This is a genomic window from Streptomyces sp. MH60 (assembly GCF_002939385.1).
Taxonomy (GTDB): Bacteria; Actinomycetota; Actinomycetes; order Streptomycetales; family Streptomycetaceae; genus Streptomyces.
Genome location: NZ_MULI01000053.1, coordinates 29,066 through 49,586 on the forward strand (window position 1 = coordinate 29,066; position 20,521 = coordinate 49,586).

The window sequence follows — 20,521 nt, forward strand, 5'->3', positions numbered from 1 at the left end:
GAGCCCCTCTCGTGTCCGGTCCGCGACCGTCAGCCGCCGAACTCGTGCAGCCCCTTGAGCGCCTGGTCCAGGAGCGCCTGGCGGCCCTCCAGCTCACGCGCGAGCTTGTCGGCCTTGGCGTCGTTGCCCTGGGCGCGCGCCTGCTCGACCTGGGAGCGCAGCTTGTCCACGGCGGCCTGGAGCTGACCGGTCAGGCCCTCGGCACGCGCGCGTGCCTCCGGGTTGGTCCGGCGCCACTCGGCCTCCTCGGCCTCCTGGAGGGCCCGCTCGACCGCGTGCATCCGTCCCTCGACCTTCGGCCGGGCGTCGCGCGGCACGTGGCCGATGGCCTCCCAGCGCTCGTTGACCGAACGGAACGCGGCGCGGGCCGCCTTGAGGTCGGTGACCGGGACGAGCTTCTCGGCCTCCTCGGCCAGCTCCTCCTTCAGCTTCAGGTTCTCCGCCTGCTCGGCGTCCCGCTCGGCGAAGACCGAGCTGCGGGCGGCGAAGAACACGTCCTGGGCGCCGCGGAAGCGGTTCCAGAGGTCGTCCTCGTGCTCGCGCTGGGCGCGGCCGGCGGCCTTCCACTCGGACATCAGGTCGCGGTAGCGCGCGGCCGTCGGTCCCCAGTCCGTCGAGTTCGACAGCGCCTCGGCCTCCGTGACCAGCCGTTCCTTGGTCCGGCGGGCCTCCTCGCGCTGCGCGTCCAGCTGTGCGAAGTGCTGCTTGCGGCGCTTGGAGAACGCCGAGCGGGCGTGCGAGAAGCGGTGCCACAGCTCGTCGTCGGACTTGCGGTCCAGGCGCGGCAGGCCCTTCCAGGTGTCGACCAGGGACCGCAGCCGCTCACCGGCCGCCCGCCACTGGTCCGAGCGCGCCAGCTCCTCCGCCTCGGTGACCAGGGCCTCCTTGGCGCCGCGCGCCTCGTCGGACTGCTTGGCCCGCTGGGCCTTGCGCTCCTCGCGCCGTGCCTCCACGAGCGCGACGAGCTGGTCCAGCCGGGCCCGCAGGGCCTCCAGGTCGCCGACCGCGTGATGCGCGTCCACCTGCTCGCGCAGGTGGTCGATGGCCGCCTGGGCGTCCTTGGCCGACAGGTCGGTGGTCTTCACCCGCTTCTCGAGGAGGCCGATCTCGACAACCAGGCCCTCGTACTTGCGTTCGAAATAGGCCAGCGCCTCCTCGGGGGAGCCTGCCTGCCAGGATCCGACGACCTGCTCGCCGTCGGCCGTCCGCACGTACACGGTCCCCGTCTCGTCGACGCGGCCCCACGGGTCGCTGCTCACAGCGCCTCCTCCACATGATGCCTGCGGAGGGCTTCGCTACCCCCGGGCATCGTCCACAGTTTCGTCACGGCCAACATAGGCGACCGGCGGGGGGCCTGTCCGCACCCGCGCGACCGAACTTTCGCTGATGAGGGTCAGGATGTGGTGACCGTGGCCTTGTCGATCACGACCGTCGCGTTGGGCGCGGTGTTGCCGGTCGTGGGGTCGGGCGCCTGGGCCCCGGCGGCCGCGATCTTCTTGAGAACCGCCATGCCGTCCTTGGAGATGGTGCCGAACGGCGTGTAGTCCGGCGGCAGCTGGCTGTCCTGGTAGACCAGGAAGAACTGGCTGCCCCCGGTGTTCCGGCCCTGCTGTGCCTGGGCGTTGTACTGGTTCGCCATCGCGACCGTCCCCGCCGGGTACACGTTGCCCTTGAGGCTCTTGTCCTTCAGGTTCTCGTCGGGAATCGTGTAGCCGGGACCGCCCGCGCCGGTGCCCTGGGGGTCACCGCACTGAAGGACGTAGATGCCCTCGGGGGTGAGCCGGTGGCACTTGGTGTGGTCGAAGAACCCCTTGCCCGCCAGGAAGTTGAACGAATTGACGGTGTGCGGTGCCGCGTCCGCCTTCAGCGCGATGTCTATGTCACCGCACGTGGTCGCCAGCTTCATCGTGTACTTCGCGGACTTGTCGATGGTCATCGCAGGTTCCTTCTTCCAGGTCTGCGTCTTGACCTTGCCCTCGGCGGGCTTCTCGCACGGGTCCGGCGCCTTGCTCGGAGCCGAGGCGCTCGGGGTGACCTCCGCGTTCGCGTTCGTCTTGCTGTCGTCGTCGTCCCCCAGGACCACGCCGGTCGTGTACAGCGCGACGCTGCCGATCAGGATCACGCCGAGCACCGACGCGATCGCGGCGTTGCGCATGCGTGCCTTGCGCCGCGCGGAGGTGCGTCGCTGCTGCTGCCGCAAGAACTTCTCCCGGGCGAGCTGACGCCGCCGCTGCTCCTGGGTGACCACCGGGTTCTCTCCTCATGCGTCTTCGTGTGCCGACCGGTACGCGTGGGTGCGATGAGCCGACCGTGGGCGTGTAGCCCCGTACCGTATATGGGTTCGCTGAGGAATCGGCACCGCCGGTAGGCTCTGACCATGGGCGCGATACGTTCGCAAGCCCACCCGTACCGACCCAAACGAAGGACGATCGTGCTCATTGCCGGGTTCCCCGCCGGCGCCTGGGGGACGAACTGTTATCTCGTCGCCCCCGCCGCCGGTGAGGAGTGCGTGATCATCGACCCGGGCCACCAGGCGGCCCCCGGAGTCGAGGAAGCGATCCGCAAGCATCGGCTCAAGCCCGTCGCCGTCGTCCTCACCCACGGCCACATCGACCACGTCGCCTCGGTCGTCCCGGTGTGCGGCGCCCACGACGTGCCGGCCTGGATCCATCCCGAGGACCGCTACATGATGAGCGACCCCGAGAAGGGCATCGGCCGCACCATTGGCATGCCGCTCATGGGTGAGCTGACCGTCGGGGAACCCGACGACGTCAAGGAGCTGACCGACGGCGCGAAACTGGCGCTGGCGGGCATGGAGCTGACCGTCGCGCACGCCCCGGGCCATACCAAGGGGTCGGTGACCTTTGGCCTGCCCGAGACGGCGGACATCCCGCCGGTGATGTTCTCGGGCGACCTGCTGTTCGCCGGCTCCATCGGACGCACCGACTTCCCCGGTGGCTCCATGGACGACATGCTCGAGTCCCTGGCACGCGTGTGCCTGCCGCTCGACGACTCGACCGTGGTGCTGTCCGGACACGGCCCCCAGACGACCATCGGCCAGGAACGCGCCGCCAACCCGTATCTGCGGCAGGCGGCCGCAGGCCGCCGAGGGAACAGCGCTCCCGCGGCTCCCCGACGAGGAATGTGACGAGACCTTCCGTGAGCACCTTCAAGGCCCCCAAGGGCACGTACGACCTGCTGCCGCCGGACTCCGCCAAGTACCTGGCCGTCCGCGAGGCGATCGCCGCCCCGCTGCGCAACTCCGGCTACGGCTACATCGAGACGCCCGGCTTCGAGAACGTCGAACTGTTCGCGCGCGGCGTCGGCGAGTCCACCGACATCGTGACCAAGGAGATGTACGTCTTCGAGACCAAGGGCGGCGACCGGCTCGCCCTGCGCCCGGAAACCACCGCTCCGGTGCTGCGCGCGGTCCTGGAGGCCAACCTGCACAAGGCGGGCAACCTGCCGGTGAAGGTCTGGTACTCGGGCTCGCAGTACCGCTACGAGCGCCCCCAGAAGGGCCGTTACCGCCACTTTTCCCAGGTCGGCGCCGAGGCGATCGGCGCCGAGGACCCGGCCCTGGACGCCGAACTGATCATCCTGGCCGACCAGTCGTACCGCGCGCTCGGCCTGCAGGACTTCCGCATCCTGCTCAACTCGCTGGGCGACCAGGAGTGCCGGCCCGTCTACCGGGCCGCGCTCCAGGACTTCCTGCGCGGCCTCGACCTGGACGAGGACACACTGCGCCGCGCCGAGATCAACCCGCTGCGCGTCCTGGACGACAAGCGCCCCGACGTCCAGAACCAGCTCACCGACGCCCCGCTGCTGCGCGACTACCTGTGCGACGCCTGCAAGGCGTACCACGAGGAGGTGCGCGAGCTGATCACGGCGGCGGGCGTGGTCTTCGAGGACGATCCGAAGCTGGTCCGCGGCCTGGACTACTACACGCGCACCACGTTCGAGTTCGTCCACGACGGCCTCGGCTCCCAGTCCGCGGTGGGCGGCGGCGGCCGCTACGACGGCCTGTCCGAGATGATCGGCGGCCCCTCGCTGCCGTCGGTCGGCTGGGCCCTCGGCGTCGACCGCACCGTCCTCGCCCTGGAGGCGGAGGGCATCGAACTGGACATCCCATCCGCGACCTCCGTCTTCGCGGTCCCGCTGGGCGAGGAGGCCCGCCGGATCCTGTTCGCCAAGGTCACCGAGCTGCGCAAGAACGGCGTCGCGGCCGACTTCTCCTACGGCGGCAAGGGCCTCAAGGCCGCGATGAAGGCGGCCAACCGCTCCGGCGCCCGCTACACCCTGGTCCTGGGCGAGCGCGACCTGGCCGAGGGCGTCGTCCAGCTCAAGGACATGGAGTCCGGCGAGCAGACCGCGATCGGCGTCAACGAGATCGTGGCGGAGCTGGAGTCGAGGCTCGGCTAGCGGGCCGGTGTCCCCTCCAGGGGCACGCGTTTCGTTCGCGTGTGCCCCTGGAGAACGGACGTTGGCCGGAAGGCGCCGCTCCGGAGTGATCGCCGATCCGTTCATATGGTCATCGAACGGTGCCCATACAGGGTCGTGCGGCACAATGGCCCCTGCCCGAAGCAGGTCCCACTCCCCAGTGACGGAATCGGCGTGATGAGCAAGACGACAGTGAAGGACGCCTCCACCGTGGCAGAGTCCGCGCCGGCCAGCGGCACCCGCACCCCGCGCACCGAGGGCGGCAGCCGCGCGCTCGCACTGCTGCTGGTGATCACGGGCGCGGCCGGTCTGCTCGCCGCGTGGGTCATCACGATCGACAAGCAGAAGATCCTCGAGGCCAAGGTCGCCGGCACCACCTTCACGCCCGGCTGCAGCCTCAACCCGGTCGTCTCCTGCGGCAACATCATGGAGAGCGACCAGGCCTCCGTCTTCGGCTTCCCCAACCCGATGCTCGGCCTCGTCGCCTACGGCATCGTCATCTGCGTCGGCATGAGCCTGCTCGCCCGCGCCACCTACCCGCGCTGGTACTGGCTCACCTTCAACGCGGGCTGCCTCTTCGGCGTCGCCTTCGTCTCGTGGCTGCAGTTCCAGTCCCTGTACCGGATCAACTCGCTGTGCCTGTGGTGCTGCCTGGCCTGGGTCGCCACGATCCTGATGTTCTGGTACGTGACGTCCTTCAACGTCCGCAAGGGCTTCCTGCCCGCGCCGGGCTGGCTGCGCGGGTTCTTCGGCGAGTTCACCTGGGTCCTGCCGGTGCTGCACATCGGCATCATCGGCATGATGATCCTCACCCGCTGGTGGGACTTCTGGACCAGCTGACGGGCGGCCCGCTTGTCGGTGCGGTCCTTTAGGGTTCAGAGCGTGGAGCCCGATCTGTTCACCGCCGCAGCCGAAGAACGCCAGGAGAAGGACCCGACCGGCAGCCCCCTCGCCGTGCGGATGCGCCCGCGCACCCTCGACGAGGTCGTCGGCCAGCAGCACCTGCTCAAACCCGGATCCCCCCTGCGCCGCCTGGTCGGCGAGGGCGCGTCGGGCCCCGCGGGACCCTCCTCGGTCATCCTCTGGGGCCCGCCGGGCACCGGCAAGACCACCCTGGCGTACGTCGTCTCCAAGGCCACCAACAAGCGGTTCGTGGAGCTGTCGGCGATCACCGCGGGCGTCAAGGAGGTCCGCGCGGTCATCGACGGCGCCCGCCGCGCGGTCGGCGGGTACGGCAAGGAGACCGTCCTCTTCCTCGACGAGATCCACCGCTTCAGCAAGGCCCAGCAGGACTCCCTGCTCCCGGCCGTCGAGAACCGCTGGGTCACCCTGATCGCCGCCACCACCGAGAACCCGTACTTCTCGGTGATCTCCCCGCTGCTCTCCCGCTCCCTGCTGCTCACCCTCGAACCCCTCACCGACGACGACGTGCGGGACCTGCTGCGCCGCGCCCTGAGCGACGAGCGCGGCCTGAAGGACGCCGTCACGCTCCCCGAGGACACCGAGGAGCACCTGCTGCGCATCGCCGGCGGCGACGCCCGCCGCGCGCTCACCGCGCTGGAGGCCGCCGCCGGGGCCGCGCTGGACAAGGGCGAGCCGGAGATCTCCCTGACCACGCTGGAGGAGACGGTCGACCGCGCCGCGGTGAAGTACGACCGGGACGGCGACCAGCACTACGACGTCGCCAGCGCACTGATCAAGTCCATCCGCGGCTCCGACGTCGACGCCGCCCTGCACTACCTCGCCCGGATGATCGAGGCCGGCGAGGATCCCCGTTTCATCGCCCGGCGCCTGATGATCTCCGCCAGCGAGGACATCGGCCTGGCCGACCCCAACGCGCTGCAGATCGCCGTCGCCGCCGCCCAGGCCGTCGCCATGATCGGCTTCCCCGAGGCCGCCCTCACCCTCAGCCACGCCACCATCGCCCTGGCCCTCGCCCCCAAGTCCAACGCCGCGACCACCGCCATCGGCGCCGCCCTGGAGGACGTGCGCAAGGGGCACGCCGGCCCGGTCCCCGCCCACCTGCGCGACAGCCACTACAAGGGCGCCGGCAAGCTGGGGCACGGGCAGGGGTACGTGTACCCGCACGACCTGCCCGAGGGCATCGCCGCCCAGCAGTACGCCCCCGACGGGCTGAAGGAGCGGACGTACTACACGCCGACCCGGCACGGCGCCGAGGCCCGGTACGCGGACGCGGTGGAGTGGACCCGCGGACACCTCGGTCGCAAGCCGTCCTGAGCAGCCTGTAGAATCGCCCGGAGCGCCGAGTCCCGTGCAGTCAGAACGGGACAACCGGCCGGAACCTCCCAAGGGTTCCAGGAGCGTCGCGCACCGTCGATGGTGTCGCGGGCAGCCCACCACCACCCGGCTTCCGGGAGCGGTCGGTGGGCCACTCGCGTGCTGCACGTATGTGCCCAGACCAGGGGAGCGGCTGCCCGGCAGGTCCCGAGCGGACCCGGCGGGTTTCCCCGGCTGCGGATTGCGACCTCCCTCAACCCTGACAAGCCGGAAACCTAGAGAAGAGACACAGACAGTGGCGAACCAGCCCCGCCCCAAGGTCAAGAAGTCGCGTGCTCTCGGCATCGCGCTGACCCCGAAGGCCGTCAAGTACTTCGAGGCCCGCCCCTACCCGCCGGGTGAGCACGGCCGCGGCCGCAAGCAGAACTCGGACTACAAGGTCCGTCTGCTCGAGAAGCAGCGTCTGCGCGCGCAGTACGACCTCAGCGAGCGCCAGCTCGTCCGCGCCTACGAGCGCGCCTCCAAGACCAACATGAAGACCGGCGAGGCCCTGGTCATCGAGCTCGAGCGCCGTCTCGACGCGCTGGTCCTGCGTTCGGGCATCGCCCGCACGATCTACCAGGCCCGCCAGATGGTCGTGCACGGCCACATCCAGGTCAACGGCCAGAAGGTCGACAAGCCGTCCTTCCGCGTCCGCCCGGACGACGTCGTGCAGGTGCGCGAGCGCTCCAAGGAGAAGACGCTCTTCACCATCGCCCGCGAGGGTGGCTTCGCCCCCGACGGCGAGACCCCGCGCTACCTCCAGGTGAACCTCAAGGCCCTGGCGTTCCGCCTGGACCGCGAGCCGAACCGCAAGGAGATCCCGGTGATCTGCGACGAGCAGCTCGTCGTCGAGTACTACGCCCGCTGATCCAGCGGACACGCTGAACCGAGCAGGCGCAGTACCAGCGGTACCTCAGCCCGCCGTCTCCCCGCCCTTCCGGGTGGGCGAGGCGGCGGGCTTCGCCGTCCGGGCGCCCGTCGCGGCCCGCCCCCCGGCCGTCGGGCGCGGCCCCGGCAGCGAGACCGGCACCCCGGGCCGGCGCAGCGCCCGCGCCACCGCCTCCCGGCGGCCCAGCCGCGTCCCGTGCCGTACGCACTCCTCGTAGCGCTCGTCGCCCAGCTGGTCCCGGGACGCCGTCTCGCACAGCTCGTGCGGGGCGTTGTAGTGCGCCGAGCCGAACAGCGGCAGCCCCACCGACGGCCACATCCGAGCCGCCACGCCCTGGAGCACCGCCGCCTCCGCCGGGTTCCCCTCCGCCACCGTGACCAGGGCGAGCAGCTCCACCGCCAGCACCGAGCCCAGCTGGTCGCGGAAGCGGTGCGCACTGCCCAGGCAGTCGGCCAGCAGCTCGCGGGCACGCACCGGCTCGCCGTCGCTCCAGGCCGCGTAGGCCAGCACGTACAGGGCGTATCCCCGCGCCCAGCGTTCGCCGTGGTCCTCGCACACCTGGCGCACGTCCTCGCACAGGCGCACCGCGTCCGGCAGATCGCCCTGGAACGCCCGCGTCATCGCCAGTTCGACCTGGCTCATCAGCACATTGCTGTTGAGTTCGCCGATCTCCCGGTAGCGGTGCAGCGCGGAGCGCAGGAGCGATTCAGCGCGCGGCATGTCGTCCGTGACCAGTGCCAGACAGCCGGTGCGGTGCTCCGCGTACGCCACCGCCGTCGGGTTCGCCGACCGCTCGGCCTCCTCCCGGCACTCCTGGAGCGCCGCCAGCGCGGGGCCCGTGTCGCCCTGGAGGATCGCCACGTAGGCGAGCACCCACAGCGCCTTCAGCCGGGACTGCTCGCCCGCCGTCGGCTCCGCGTCCAGCCGCACCGCCTGCTCCAGCCAGTGCCGCCCCTCCGACAGCCGTCCGCAGCCGACCCAGTGGAACCACAGGGCGCCCGCCAGGTACTGGCCCAGGTGGGCCCCGTCCGGCTCGTCCAGGCAGTGCTCCAGGGCGCTGCGCAGATTCGGCAGCTCGGCGTCCACCCGCGCGGCGACCTCGCCCTGGCGCGGCGAGAACCACTCCAGCTCGCACCAGGTCGCCAGGCCCACGTACCAGTCCCGGTGCCGCCGCCGCAGCCGGTCGGCGTCCCCCGTCGCCTCCAGCCAGTCGGCGCCGTACGCCCGTACCGTGTCGAGCATCCGGTAGCGCACCCCGGCCGGCGTCTCCTCGCGGGTCAGCACGGACTGCGCGAGCAGCGCGGAGAGCACGTCGAGCACGTCGTCGGCCGGCAACCCGTCCCCGCTGCACACGTACTCGGCGGCCTCCAGGTCGAACGGCCCGGCGAACACCGAGAGCCGCGCCCACAGCAGCCGCTCCGGCGGCGTGCACAGCTCGTGGCTCCAGCCGATCGCCGTGCGCAGCGTCCGGTGCCGGGGCAGCGCGGTGCGGTCCCCGCCGGTCAGCAGCCGGAACCGGTCGTCGAGGCGGCGCAGCACCTGGCCCGGCGACAGCGCGCCCAGGCGCCCCGCCGCCAGCTCGATCGCCAGCGGGATCCCGTCCAGCCGCCGGCACAGCTCGCGCACCTCCCGCTGGTCCGCGTCCGGGTCGGCGGCGTAGCCGCAGGTGACACTCCGCTGCCCGGCCCGGACCGTCAGCAGCTCCATCGCCTCCTCCGTCCCCAGCGGCGCCAGCGGGACGAGCCGCTCCCCGGCCACGCCCAGCGGCCTGCGCCCCACCGCCAGCACCCGCAGCCCCGGGGCACGGCCGAGCAGGTCGGTCACCAGTGCCGCGCAGGCGTCGACCAGGTGCTCGACCCCGTCCAGGAGCAGCAGCAGCTCCCGCTCGGCCAGGTGCGCGAGCAGCGTCTCGCGGGGCAGCCGGGTCGTGTGGTCGGTCAGGCCCAGCGCCTCCACGACCGCGTAGTCGACGAACTCCTCGTCCCGCACCGGCGCCAGTTGCACCCGCCACACCCCGTCCCGGGGCGAGCGGCGCGCGGCCGCCCGCGCGGCCAGCCGGGACTTGCCGACGCCACCGGCGCCGGTGACGGTGACCAGCCGTGCGGAGTCCAGCGCCCCGGCCAGCTCCGCCAGTTGTGCCCCTCTGCCCACGAACGTGTCGAGTTCCAGCGGTAGATTGCCGTGCGGGATGCCGTCGCGCCGATGGTCTCGCATGAACACGGAGCGTACTGAACCATATTCACTCCGTACAATCGCTTCACCGGACCCGACCGCATCGCGCCGCGCGGGACGGGGAATGCGGTACGGAGCCCCGCGCCCGGCGCGATAGGCTCGGTGCACGACTTTCCCGATGTTCAGGCACGTCTTTCAGGGAGCGGGTGCACACAGTGTCCGGTGGCGAGGTGGCCGGGATCCTGGTGGCCGTCTTCTGGGCGATCCTGGTCTCCTTCCTCGCCGTCGCACTGGCGAGGCTGGCCCAGACGCTCAGGACGACCACCAAACTCGTGGCGGACGTGACCGACCAGGCCGTCCCGCTGCTGGCCGACGCCTCCGCGGCGGTGCGCAGCGCGCAGACCCAGATCGACCGGGTCGACGCGATCGCCTCCGACGTCCAGGAGGTCACCTCGAACGCCTCCGCGCTGTCCACCACCGTGGCCTCCACCTTCGGCGGCCCGCTGGTCAAGGTGGCGGCGTTCGGATACGGCGTGCGCCGGGCACTCGGCGGTCGCAAGGAGGACATGTCCGCCCCGGCCGCCCAGGCACGGCGCACGGTGATCGTGGGCCGCACGCTCCCGGCCGCGCGGCGGACGAAGCGGAAGAAGGGCTGACCGAGCGATGTTCCGCCGTACGTTCTGGTTCGGCACCGGCGTGGCCGCCGGTGTGTGGGCCACCACCAAGGTCAACCGGAAGCTCAAGCAGCTCACCCCCGACAGCCTCGCCGCCACCGCGGCGAACAAGGCGCTCGACGTGGGCACCCGGGTCAGGGACCGCGCGGTCGGGTTCGCGCTCGACGTCCGCGACAACATGGCCCAGCGGGAGGCCGAACTGGACGACGCGCTGGGCCTGAACGCCCCCGTCGACCGGGAACTCGCCGCCCCCGGGCGTCCCTACGCCATCGAGAACAGCGACAGCAGCAACCCGAAGTACGTCGTCGACGACAGGACGACGCACTCGTACAACCGGAATGAGGACCACTGATGGAGTCGGCCGAGATTCGTCGCCGCTGGTTGAGCTTCTTCGAGGAGCGCGGTCACACCGTCGTCCCTTCGGCGTCGCTCATCGCGGACGACCCGACTCTGCTCCTGGTCCCGGCCGGCATGGTGCCCTTCAAGCCCTACTTCCTGGGTGAGGTCAAGCCGCCCTTCGACCGCGCCACCAGCGTCCAGAAGTGCGTGCGCACGCCCGACATCGAAGAGGTCGGCAAGACCACCCGCCACGGCACCTTCTTCCAGATGTGCGGCAACTTCTCCTTCGGCGACTACTTCAAGGAAGGCGCCATCAAGTACGCCTGGGAGCTGCTCACCAGCCCCCAGGACAAGGGCGGTTACGGCCTCGACCCCGAGCGCCTGTGGATCACCGTGTACAAGGACGACGACGAGGCCGAGCGCATCTGGCACGACGTCGTGGGCGTCCCCTCCGAACGCATCCAGCGCCTCGGCAAGAAGGACAACTACTGGTCCATGGGCGTCCCCGGCCCCTGCGGCCCCTGCTCCGAGATCAACTACGACCGCGGCCCCGAGTTCGGCGTCGAGGGCGGCCCCGCCGTCAACGACGAGCGGTACGTGGAGATCTGGAACCTCGTCTTCATGCAGTACGAGCGGGGCGAGGGCATCGGCAAGGAGGAGTTCGAGATCCTCGGCGAACTGCCGAGCAAGAACATCGACACCGGCCTCGGCCTGGAACGCCTCGCCATGATTCTGCAGGGCGTGCAGAACATGTACGAGATCGACACCTCCATGGCCGTCATCAAGAAGGCCACCGAACTGACCGGCGTGGCCTACGGCGACGCCCAGGCCTCGGACGTGTCCCTGCGCGTGGTCACCGACCACATGCGTACCTCCGTGATGCTCATCGGCGACGGCGTCACCCCCGGCAACGAGGGCCGCGGCTACGTGCTGCGCCGCATCATGCGCCGCGCCATCCGCAACATGCGGCTCCTCGGCGCCACCGGTCCGGTCGTCAAGGACCTCATCGACGTCGTGATCGAGATGATGGGGCAGCAGTACCCCGAGCTGATCACCGACCGCGAGCGCATCGAGAAGGTCGCCCTCGCCGAGGAGAACGCCTTCCTCAAGACGCTGAAGGCCGGCACCAACATCCTCGACACCGCCGTCAGCGACACCAAGGCCGCGGGCGGCAGCGTCCTCGCCGGCGACAAGGCGTTCCTGCTCCACGACACCTGGGGCTTCCCGATCGACCTCACCCTGGAGATGGCCGCCGAGCAGGGGCTCTCCGTGGACGAGGACGGCTTCCGCCGCCTGATGAAGGAGCAGCGGGAGCGCGCCAAGGCCGACGCCCAGGCGAAGAAGACCGGTCACGCCGGTGCCGGTGCCTACCGGGAGATCGCCGACAAGGCCGGTGCCACCGACTTCGTCGGCTACACCGACACCGAGAGCGAGTCCACGATCGTCGGCATCCTCGTCGACGGCGCCTCCTCCCCGGCCGCCACCGAGGGCGACGAGGTCGAGATCGTCCTGGACCGCACCCCGTTCTACGCCGAGGGCGGCGGCCAGATCGGCGACACCGGCCGGATCCGGGTCGACACCGGCGCCGTGATCGAGGTCCGCGACTGCCAGAAGCCGGTCCCGGGCGTGTACGTCCACAAGGGCGTCGTCCAGGTCGGCGAGGTCACCGTCGGGGCCAAGGCCCAGGCCTCCATCGACGACCGCCGCCGCAAGGCCATCGCCCGCGCCCACTCGGCCACCCACCTCACCCACCAGGCCCTGCGCGACGCCCTCGGCCCGACGGCCGCGCAGGCCGGTTCCGAGAACCAGCCCGGCCGCTTCCGCTTCGACTTCGGTTCGCCGTCCGCCGTGCCGACGGCCGTGATGACCGACGTCGAGCAGAAGATCAACGAGGTGCTCGCCCGCGACCTCGACGTGCGCGCCGACGTCATGGGCATCGACGAGGCCAAGAAGCAGGGCGCCATCGCCGAGTTCGGCGAGAAGTACGGCGAGCGCGTGCGCGTCGTGACCATCGGCGACTTCTCCAAGGAGCTGTGCGGCGGCACCCACGTGCACAACACCGCCCAGCTCGGCCTGGTCAAGCTGCTCGGCGAGTCGTCCATCGGCTCGGGCGTGCGCCGCATCGAGGCACTGGTCGGCGTGGACGCCTACAACTTCCTCGCCCGCGAGCACACGGTCGTCGCCCAGCTCCAGGAGCTGGTCAAGGGACGCCCGGAGGAGCTGCCGGAGAAGGTCTCCGCCATGCTCGGCAAACTCAAGGACGCCGAGAAGGAGATCGAGAAGTTCCGCGCCGAGAAGGTCCTCCAGGCCGCCGGCGGCCTCGCCGACTCCGCCAAGGACGTGCGCGGCGTGGCCCTGGTGACCGGGCAGGTCCCCGACGGCACCACCGCCGACGACCTGCGCAAGCTGGTCCTCGACGTGCGCGGCCGCATCCAGGGCGGCCGGGCCGCCGTCGTGGCCCTGTTCACGACGGTCAACGGCAAGCCCCTCACGGTCATCGCCACCAACGAGGCCGCCCGCGAGCGCGGTCTCAAGGCCGGTGACCTGGTGCGCACCGCCGCCAAGACCCTCGGCGGCGGCGGTGGCGGCAAGCCGGACGTCGCCCAGGGCGGCGGCCAGAACCCGGCCGCCATCGGCGAGGCCGCCGACGCCGTGGAGCGCCTCGTGGCGGACACCGCCAAGTGAGCACGCCCGAGAACGGCCGGACGGACGGCCCGGTGATGCGCCGCGGCCGCCGCCTGGCCGTCGACGTCGGCGACGCCCGGATCGGGGTCGCCTCCTGCGACCCCGACGGCATCCTCGCCACCCCGGTGGAGACCGTCCCCGGCCGCGACGTCCCGGCCGCGCACCGGCGCCTCAGAAACCTGGTCGCGGAGTACGAGCCCATCGAGGTCGTCGTCGGCCTCCCTCGCTCCCTCAAGGGGGGCGAGGGCCCGGCCGCGGCCAAGGTCAGGCGCTTCGCGCAGGAGCTGGCCCGCGGCATCGCCCCGGTCCCGGTCCGGCTCGTCGACGAGCGGATGACGACGGTCACCGCCAGCCAGGGGCTGCGCGCCTCGGGAGTGAAGTCCAAGAAGGGCCGGTCCGTCATCGACCAGGCCGCCGCTGTGATCATCCTTCAGCAGGCACTCGAATCCGAACGGGTGTCAGGCAGGCCACCCGGCGAGGGCGTCGAAGTGGTCATCTGATCGCGGTACGGTAACGTTCCGCGCGATGCGGAGGCATTCGAACAGCCACCGCACAGCAAGAGGCGGAACGGAAGCGAGCCCTTCGGCACAGGTCGCGCCCCCCGTCGCCTCGCGGCTCTAGGGGATCGATGACTGAGTATGGCCGGGGCCCTGGCTCCGAACCGTGGCATCCCGAGGACCCGTTGTACGGGGACGGCGGATGGGGCGGACAGCAGGCCCACGCGGGTCAGCAGTCCCCCTACGGCGGCCAGCCGCAGCAGTATCCGGAGCAGCAGCAGGCGCAGCAGGGTTACGGCGACTGGAGCAACGGCGGTCAGTCGTCGTACGACGGTGGGCAGCCGCAGTACGACCAGTACGGCCACCAGCACCCCGAGCCGCAGTACGACCAGTACGGTCATCAGTACGACCAGCAGCAGTACGACCAGCACCAGTACGGTCAGCAGCAGTACGACCAGCAGTACGCGCCCCAGGCCCAGCCGCAGCAGGTTCACGACAACGGCTGGGGCGCCGGCGCCCACCCCCAGGCGCAGTACCCGGCCGACCCGTCCGACCCCTACGGACAGCAGGCCGGCGGCTACGGCGCCGAGCAGCCCGACTTCTACGGCACCCCCGAGGCGTACCCGCCGCCGGAACCGCCCACCCGCCGGCGCGCCGAGCCCGAGCCGCAGCGCACCGACTGGGACCCCGGGCCCGACGAGGGGGAGCACGCCTTCTTCGCGGGCGGGGACGCCGACGAGGACGACGCACCGGGCGACGGCCGGGGCGGTCGTGAGGACCGCAGGTCCCGAGGTGGCGGCAAGCCCAAGAAACGCCGCAGCGGATGCGCCTGCCTGGTGGTGTGCCTGGTGCTCGGCGGCGGTGTGGCAGGTGTCGGATATTTCGGGTACCAGTTTTACCAGGATCGTTTCGGCACGGCCCCGGACTTCGCGGGCGACGGCAACGGCGAGCAGGTGACCGTCACCATCCCCAAGGGCGCGGGCGGCTCCACGATCGGCCAGGAACTCAAGCGGCAGGGCGTGGTGAAGAGCGTCGACGCCTTCATCTCCGCCCAGCAGAGCAACCCGCGCGGCAAGAGCATCCAGGACGGCGTGTACACGCTGCAGAAGGAGATGTCGGCCGACAGCGCGGTCGAGCTCCTGCTCAGCCCGAAGAGCCGCAGCAACCTGATCATCGCCGAGGGCAAGCGCAACGCCGCCGTCTACGAGCTCATCGACAAGCGCCTCGGGGTGAAGGCGGGCACCACCGCCGAGGTCGCCAAGTCCGAGTACAAGGAACTCGGACTGCCCGAGTGGGCGCTGAACCACAAGGGTGTCAAGGACCCGCTGGAGGGCTTCCTCTACCCGTCCAGCTACTCGGCGGCCAAGGGGCAGAAGCCCGAGGACGTGCTCAAGCAGATGGTGGCACGTGCCAGCGAGCAGTACGAGAAGATCGGCCTCGAGGAGAAGGCGGAGGGCCTGGGCCTCAAGGGCCCGTGGGAGCTGCTCACCGCCGCGAGCCTGGTGCAGGCGGAGGGCAAGACGCACGACGACTTCCGCAAGATGGCCGAGGTCATCTACAACCGGCTCAAGGAGTCCAACACCGAGACGAACCAGAAGCTCCAGTTCGACTCGACGTTCAACTACCTGATGGGCCAGAGCAAGATCCACATCAGCGAGTCCGAGATCAACAGCAACATGGACCCGTACAACACCTACACCAACCGGGGCCTGCCGCCCGGGCCCATCGGCAACCCCGGCGACGAGGCCCTGCAGGCGGCGCTCAACCCCACCACGGACGGCTGGATCTACTTCGTTGCCACCGACGGCGTGGAGAAGACCGAGTTCGCCAAGACCCACGCCGAGTTCCTGAAGCTGAAGGACAAGTTCGATGCCAGCTCCGGCGACTGACCGGCGCAGGGCCGCCGTGCTCGGCTCCCCGATCGCCCACTCCCTCTCCCCGGTGCTGCACCGCGCCGCCTACGCGGAGCTGGGCCTCGCCAACTGGACGTACGACCGCTTCGACGTCGACGAGGCGGCGCTCCCCGGCTTCTTCGAGGAGCTGGGGTCCGAGTGGGCGGGGCTGTCGCTGACCATGCCGCTCAAGCGGGCGGTGATCCCGCTGCTCGACTCGGTCAGCGAGACCGCGGCCTCCGTGGACGCGGTGAACACCGTCGTGTTCGGCAAGGACGGCCGCAAGACCGGCGACAACACCGACATCCCCGGCATCGTCGCCGCCCTGCGCGAGCACGGCATCGAGAAGACCGAGACCGCCGCGGTCCTCGGCGCCGGGGCCACCGCGTCCTCCGCGCTGGCCGCACTGGCCCGGATCTGCACCGGCGAGATCGCCGTCTACGTGCGCAGCGCGGCACGCGCCGACGAGATGCGGGGCTGGGCTCAGCGGCTGGACGTCGACGTGCGCATCGCGGACTGGGCGGACGCCGAGGAGGCGCTGCACGCCCCGCTGGTCGTGGCCACCACGCCGGCCGGCGCCACCGACGCGCTCGCCGCCGCCGTCCCCGAGATGCCCACCACCCTCTTCGACGTGCTCTACGACCCCTGGCCCACCGCGCTCGCCGCCCGCTGGTCGGCGTACGGCGGTGCCGTCGTCAGCGGCCTCGACCTGCTGCTCCACCAGGCGGTGCTCCAGGTGGAGCAGATGACCGGCCGGGCTCCCGCGCCGCTGGCCGCCATGCGAAAAGCGGGGGAGCACGCGCTCGCGGATCGCTAGGATCCCTCGGGTTCCGCAGGGGGCGGAACGGGAGGGGAAGACGACCCATGTACACAGGCGTGCCGCTGGCCTCGGCCAAGTCCCAGATCTTCGAGGCCGCCCTGGGCTTCCTGCCCGACTGGGTGCAGATCACGGTGCTCGCCCTGATCGTGCTCGCCGTCGTCGCGAGCTGGGGGGTCAAGGCGCGGCGCGGGCTCGCCCGGCGGCGCGCGAATCGCGCGGGCCTGGACCTGCCCGGGACGGCGCGGCAGGGCCAGGGCACCGGCGCCGACCACCTCGGGCCCTACGCGCCGCCGCAGCAGGGGCGGAGCGGGGCCGACTTCCTCGGGCCCTACGCTCCGGCGCGGCGGCAGGAGGGCGGCGCCGACTTCCTCGGCTCCTACGCTCCGCCGCGGCAGGGCGACCGACCCGCCTGACGCCGCCCGGGCTCGCCCGCGCGCCCGTGCGCGCGTCCGCCCGCGCGTCCGGGAAATGGACCGGCGACCGGGTCCCGCGGCCGAACGTGGGAGGATCGGAGGCGGCGGACCGGGGCCGCGCACCCGGTCGGACCATCGCGTACGCGGAGAAGACACGTACGCGGGGCATACCGGGGCGCGAGCACTGAGGAGCACCGTTGAGCAGGTTGCGCTGGCTGACCGCGGGGGAGTCCCACGGTCCCGCACTCGTCGCGACGCTGGAGGGACTGCCCGCCGGCGTGCCGATCACCACCGAGATGGTGGCGGACCACCTGGCGAGGCGGCGGCTCGGTTACGGGCGCGGTGCGCGGATGAAGTTCGAGCGCGACGAGGTCACCTTCCTCGGCGGCGTCCGGCACGGTCTGACCATGGGCTCCCCGGTCGCCGTCATGGTCGGCAACACCGAGTGGCCCAAGTGGGAGCAGGTCATGTCGGCCGACCCGGTGGACCCGGAGGTGCTGGCCGGTCTCGCGCGCAACGCCCCGCTGACCCGGCCGCGCCCCGGTCACGCGGACCTCGCCGGCATGCAGAAGTACGGCTTCGACGAGGCCCGGCCGATCCTGGAGCGCGCCTCGGCCCGGGAGACGGCGGCCCGGGTCGCGCTGGGCGCGGTGGCCCGGTCGTACCTCAAGGAGACGACCGGCGTCGAGATCGTCAGCCATGTCGTCGAGCTGGCCTCGGTGAAGGCGCCGCACGGTGTGTACCCGACGCCGGCCGACGTGGAGAGGCTGGACGCCGACCCGGTGCGCTGCCTGGACGCGGACGCGTCGAAGGCGATGGTCGCCGAGATCGACCAGGCCCACAAGGACGGCGACACGCTCGGCGGCGTCGTCGAGATCCTCGCCTACGGCGTGCCGGTGGGCCTCGGCTCGCACGTCCACTGGGACCGCAAGCTCGACGCGCGCCTCGCGGGCGCCCTCATGGGCATCCAGGCGATCAAGGGCGTCGAGCTCGGCGACGGCTTCGAGCTGGCCCGCGTGCCCGGGTCCCGGGCCCACGACGAGATCGTGAGCACGCACGACGGCATCCGCCGGGTCTCCGGCCGCTCCGGCGGCACCGAGGGCGGCCTCACCACCGGTGAGCTGCTGCGGGTGCGCGCCGCGATGAAGCCGATCGCGACCGTGCCGCGCGCCCTGAAGACCGTGGACGTGGCCACCGGCGAGGCCGCGCAGGCCCACCACCAGCGCTCCGACGTGTCCGCGGTCCCCGCCGCCGGAATCGTCGCCGAGGCCATGGTGGCCCTCGTCCTCGCCGACGCGGTGGCGGAGAAGTTCGGCGGCGACAGCGTGACCGAGACCCGCCGCAACGTCACCTCGTACCTCGACCACCTGGCCATCCGATGAGCGCACCGCTGATCGTCCTGGTCGGACCGATGGGGGTCGGCAAGTCCACCGTCGGGCAGCTGCTCGCCGACCGGCTGGGCACGGGCTACCGGGACACGGACGAGGACATCGTCGCCGCCCAGGGGCGGGCCATCGCCGAGATCTTCGTGGACGAGGGCGAGGCCGCCTTCCGGGCCCTGGAGAAGGAGGCCGTGCGCGTCGCGCTCGCCGAGCACGACGGGGTCCTCGCCCTCGGCGGCGGCGCGATCCTCGACGCCGACACGCGGGCGCTGCTCGCCGGACAGCGGGTCGTCTGCCTCTCGATGGACGTCGAGGAGGCCGTCAAGCGCACCGGGCTGAACGCGGCGCGTCCGCTGCTCGCGGTCAACCCGCGCAAGCAGTGGCGCGAGCTGATGGAGGCCCGCCGGCACCTCTACGAGGAGGTCGCCACGGCCGTCGTGACCACGGACGGCCGCACGCCGGAAGAAGTCACCCAAGCCGTCCTGGACGCAGCGGAGTTGAAGACTGTATCTCCCGGGGGACAACCCCCGGACCCCCGGCCGGAGGACGCTGTGGTGAACGACGTGACAAGGATCGAGATCGGCGGCACCGCGGGATCCGACCCCTACGAGGTTCTGGTGGGCCGTCAGCTCCTGGGCGAGCTGGGCGGTCTGATCGGTGCCAAGGCCAAGCGGGTCGCGGTGATCCACCCCGAGGCGCTCGCCGAGACCGGTGAGGCGCTGCGCGCCGACCTCGCCGAGCAGGGCTACGAGGCGATCGCCATCCAGGTGCCCAACGCCGAGGAGGCCAAGACCGCCGAGGTCGCCGCGTACTGCTGGAAGGCGCTCGGCCAGTCCGGGTTCACGCGTACCGACGTCATCGTCGGGGTCGGCGGCGGTGCCAGCACCGACCTGGCCGGGTTCGTCGCCGCGACCTGGCTGCGCGGGGTGCGCTGGATCGCCGTCCCCACCACCGTGCTGGCCATGGTGGACGCGGCCGTAGGCGGCAAGACCGGCATCAACACCGCCGAGGGCAAGAACCTCGTCGGCTCCTTCCACCCGCCGGCCGGTGTCCTGTGCGACCTGGCCGCCCTGGACTCGCTGCCGGTCAACGACTACGTCTCGGGTCTCGCCGAGGTCATCAAGGCCGGCTTCATCGCCGACCCGGTGATCCTGGACCTGATCGAGTCCGACCCGCAGGCCGCGCGCACCCCGGCCGGACCGCACACCGCCGAGCTGATCGTGCGTTCCATCAAGGTCAAGGCCGAGGTCGTCTCGTCCGACCTCAAGGAAGCGGGCCTCAGGGAGATCCTCAACTACGGCCACACCCTCGGCCACGCCATCGAGAAGAACGAGCGCTACAAGTGGCGCCACGGCGCCGCCGTATCGGTCGGCATGCACTTCGCCGCCGAACTCGGCCGCCTCGCGGGCCGCCTGGACGACGCCACCGCCGACCGCCACCGCAGCATCCTCGAAGCGGTCGGCCTCCCGCTGCACTACCGCCACGACCAGTGGCCCAAGCTGGTCGAGAACATGAAGCTCGACAAGAAGTCGCGCGGCGATCTGCTGCGCTTCATCGTCCTGGACGGCCTCGCCAAGCCCACCGTCCTGGAGGGCCCCGACCCGGCCGTCCTCCTCGCCGCCTACGGCGAGGTGGGCGAGTAGTACCCCGGTGCGCCGTTCCGTCCGATTCGCCGTGCGGGACGGGCACTTCGGGCCGCCCCCGGCCGTTCACCAAACGACGGCCGGGGGCGGTACCGTTCGGTAGCAGGACGGCGGGCCCCCTTCCCGCCGCCAGCGCCCATCGCCTGTACGAGACGGAGTGGCACCGGATGCAGCACCCAGTGGGTTCTCCGCTGCCGCCGCCCCACCAGCCGGGGCACGGACCGGCCCTCGGCTGGTCCCCGGCCGCACACCACCCTGGCCCGCCCCAGGGACCCGCCCCCGTACCGCCTGCCGCGCCGGGGTACCCCATGGCGCCGGGGCAGGCCCCGGCCGGGCACCCGGGTCCCGCCCCGGCACCGCACCAGCCGGCCCCCGCCCCGGCACCCCGTCAGCTG

At 71.6% G+C, this 20,521-nt stretch carries 18 protein-coding genes; 15 read left to right on the forward strand and 3 right to left on the reverse strand.

The features are described from left to right. Window positions 1-29: 29 nt before the first annotated feature. Together BZZ08_RS26820 and BZZ08_RS26825 are read right to left on the reverse strand one after the other, a co-directional pair. Window positions 30-1,259: a DUF349 domain-containing protein gene (locus tag BZZ08_RS26820; protein ID WP_104634801.1), complete on the reverse strand. Its 1,230-nt coding sequence runs from the start codon at window positions 1,257-1,259 to the stop codon at window positions 30-32. A 134-nt stretch (window positions 1,260-1,393) separates the two neighbouring features. Continuing rightward, on the reverse strand, window positions 1,394-2,248 hold the full coding sequence (locus BZZ08_RS26825) for a peptidylprolyl isomerase (RefSeq protein ID WP_104634802.1): 855 nt from the start codon (window positions 2,246-2,248) through the stop codon (window positions 1,394-1,396). Window positions 2,249-2,431: 183 nt separating this feature from the next. Between BZZ08_RS26825 and BZZ08_RS26830 the strand changes: the two genes are divergently transcribed. From BZZ08_RS26830 to rpsD, 5 genes are all read left to right on the forward strand, one after another. Then, window positions 2,432-3,148, forward strand: coding sequence for an MBL fold metallo-hydrolase (locus tag BZZ08_RS26830; RefSeq protein WP_104634803.1), 717 nt, complete (start codon window positions 2,432-2,434; stop codon window positions 3,146-3,148). Between the two features lie 11 nt (window positions 3,149-3,159). After that, window positions 3,160-4,422, forward strand: a complete 1,263-nt coding sequence (hisS, locus tag BZZ08_RS26835; protein WP_104634804.1) for a histidine--tRNA ligase — start codon at window positions 3,160-3,162, stop codon at window positions 4,420-4,422. Between the two features lie 195 nt (window positions 4,423-4,617). Beyond that, a complete protein-coding gene (locus BZZ08_RS26840; RefSeq protein WP_198601711.1) occupies window positions 4,618-5,280 on the forward strand; it encodes a vitamin K epoxide reductase family protein in 663 nt (220 codons plus the stop codon). 42 nt (window positions 5,281-5,322) lie between these two features. Further along, window positions 5,323-6,678, forward strand: a complete 1,356-nt coding sequence (locus tag BZZ08_RS26845) for a replication-associated recombination protein A (protein WP_104634805.1) — start codon at window positions 5,323-5,325, stop codon at window positions 6,676-6,678. A 295-nt stretch (window positions 6,679-6,973) separates the two neighbouring features. After that, complete coding sequence (gene rpsD / locus BZZ08_RS26850) at window positions 6,974-7,588, forward strand: 30S ribosomal protein S4 (protein ID WP_003977321.1); 615 nt, start codon at window positions 6,974-6,976, stop codon at window positions 7,586-7,588. 45 nt (window positions 7,589-7,633) lie between these two features. On the opposite strand, the gene BZZ08_RS26855 is transcribed toward rpsD, so the two are convergent. Continuing rightward, window positions 7,634-9,823, reverse strand: a complete 2,190-nt coding sequence (locus tag BZZ08_RS26855; protein ID WP_104634817.1) for an ATP-binding protein — start codon at window positions 9,821-9,823, stop codon at window positions 7,634-7,636. Window positions 9,824-9,987: 164 nt separating this feature from the next. Here BZZ08_RS26855 and BZZ08_RS26860 point away from each other — a divergent pair, with 164 nt between their 5' ends. From BZZ08_RS26860 to BZZ08_RS39660, 10 genes are all read left to right on the forward strand, one after another. Next, the gene (locus BZZ08_RS26860) at window positions 9,988-10,437 is read left to right on the forward strand and encodes a DUF948 domain-containing protein (RefSeq protein ID WP_076973493.1); all 450 of its coding nucleotides are present in this window, start codon (window positions 9,988-9,990) and stop codon (window positions 10,435-10,437) included. 7 nt (window positions 10,438-10,444) lie between these two features. Then, the gene (locus tag BZZ08_RS26865; RefSeq protein WP_104634806.1) at window positions 10,445-10,807 is read left to right on the forward strand and encodes a hypothetical protein; all 363 of its coding nucleotides are present in this window, start codon (window positions 10,445-10,447) and stop codon (window positions 10,805-10,807) included. Continuing rightward, window positions 10,807-13,479 (forward strand): alanine--tRNA ligase, encoded by a 2,673-nt coding sequence (gene alaS / locus BZZ08_RS26870; protein WP_104634807.1) that lies wholly within the window; start codon window positions 10,807-10,809, stop codon window positions 13,477-13,479. Before BZZ08_RS26865 ends, alaS begins: the two co-directional genes overlap by 1 nt. Window positions 13,480-13,514: 35 nt before the next feature. Continuing rightward, window positions 13,515-13,979, forward strand: a complete 465-nt coding sequence (gene ruvX / locus BZZ08_RS26875) for a Holliday junction resolvase RuvX (protein WP_198601712.1) — start codon at window positions 13,515-13,517, stop codon at window positions 13,977-13,979. 128 nt (window positions 13,980-14,107) lie between these two features. Next, window positions 14,108-15,865 (forward strand): endolytic transglycosylase MltG, encoded by a 1,758-nt coding sequence (gene mltG, locus BZZ08_RS26885; protein ID WP_104634809.1) that lies wholly within the window; start codon window positions 14,108-14,110, stop codon window positions 15,863-15,865. Then, window positions 15,846-16,685, forward strand: a complete 840-nt coding sequence (locus tag BZZ08_RS26890) for a shikimate dehydrogenase (protein ID WP_104634810.1) — start codon at window positions 15,846-15,848, stop codon at window positions 16,683-16,685. The genes mltG and BZZ08_RS26890 overlap by 20 nt, the downstream gene beginning before the upstream one ends. A gap of 47 nt (window positions 16,686-16,732) precedes the next feature. Further along, window positions 16,733-17,101 carry a hypothetical protein gene (locus tag BZZ08_RS26895; RefSeq protein WP_104634811.1) on the forward strand — a complete coding sequence of 123 codons (369 nt, stop codon included), beginning with the start codon at window positions 16,733-16,735 and terminating at the stop codon, window positions 17,099-17,101. A 197-nt stretch (window positions 17,102-17,298) separates the two neighbouring features. Then, the gene (gene aroC, locus BZZ08_RS26900; RefSeq protein ID WP_104634812.1) at window positions 17,299-18,483 is read left to right on the forward strand and encodes a chorismate synthase; all 1,185 of its coding nucleotides are present in this window, start codon (window positions 17,299-17,301) and stop codon (window positions 18,481-18,483) included. After that, window positions 18,480-20,126 (forward strand): 3-dehydroquinate synthase, encoded by a 1,647-nt coding sequence (gene aroB, locus BZZ08_RS26905; RefSeq protein ID WP_104634813.1) that lies wholly within the window; start codon window positions 18,480-18,482, stop codon window positions 20,124-20,126. Before aroC ends, aroB begins: the two co-directional genes overlap by 4 nt. Before the next feature lie 167 nt (window positions 20,127-20,293). After that, window positions 20,294-20,521, forward strand: a 228-nt coding sequence (locus tag BZZ08_RS39660; protein ID WP_241965573.1) for a Pro-rich N-terminal domain-containing protein, incomplete at its 3' end; no start/stop codon positions are given.

Bases quoted from the DNA above. Each gene is read 5' to 3' on its own strand.
- BZZ08_RS26865 (WP_104634806.1), top strand. From the start codon at position 10,445: ATGTTCCGCCGTACGTTCTGGTTCGGCACCGGCGTGGCCGCCGGTGTG.
- BZZ08_RS26840 (WP_198601711.1), top strand. From the start codon at position 4,618: ATGAGCAAGACGACAGTGAAGGACGCCTCCACCGTGGCAGAGTCCGCG.
- BZZ08_RS26895 (WP_104634811.1), top strand. From the start codon at position 16,733: ATGTACACAGGCGTGCCGCTGGCCTCGGCCAAGTCCCAGATCTTCGAG.
- BZZ08_RS26890 (WP_104634810.1), top strand. From the start codon at position 15,846: ATGCCAGCTCCGGCGACTGACCGGCGCAGGGCCGCCGTGCTCGGCTCC.
- ruvX (WP_198601712.1), top strand. From the start codon at position 13,515: ATGCGCCGCGGCCGCCGCCTGGCCGTCGACGTCGGCGACGCCCGGATC.
- BZZ08_RS26855 (WP_104634817.1), bottom strand. From the start codon at position 9,823: ATGCGAGACCATCGGCGCGACGGCATCCCGCACGGCAATCTACCGCTG.
- alaS (WP_104634807.1), top strand. From the start codon at position 10,807: ATGGAGTCGGCCGAGATTCGTCGCCGCTGGTTGAGCTTCTTCGAGGAG.
- mltG (WP_104634809.1), top strand. From the start codon at position 14,108: ATGACTGAGTATGGCCGGGGCCCTGGCTCCGAACCGTGGCATCCCGAG.
- aroB (WP_104634813.1), top strand. From the start codon at position 18,480: ATGAGCGCACCGCTGATCGTCCTGGTCGGACCGATGGGGGTCGGCAAG.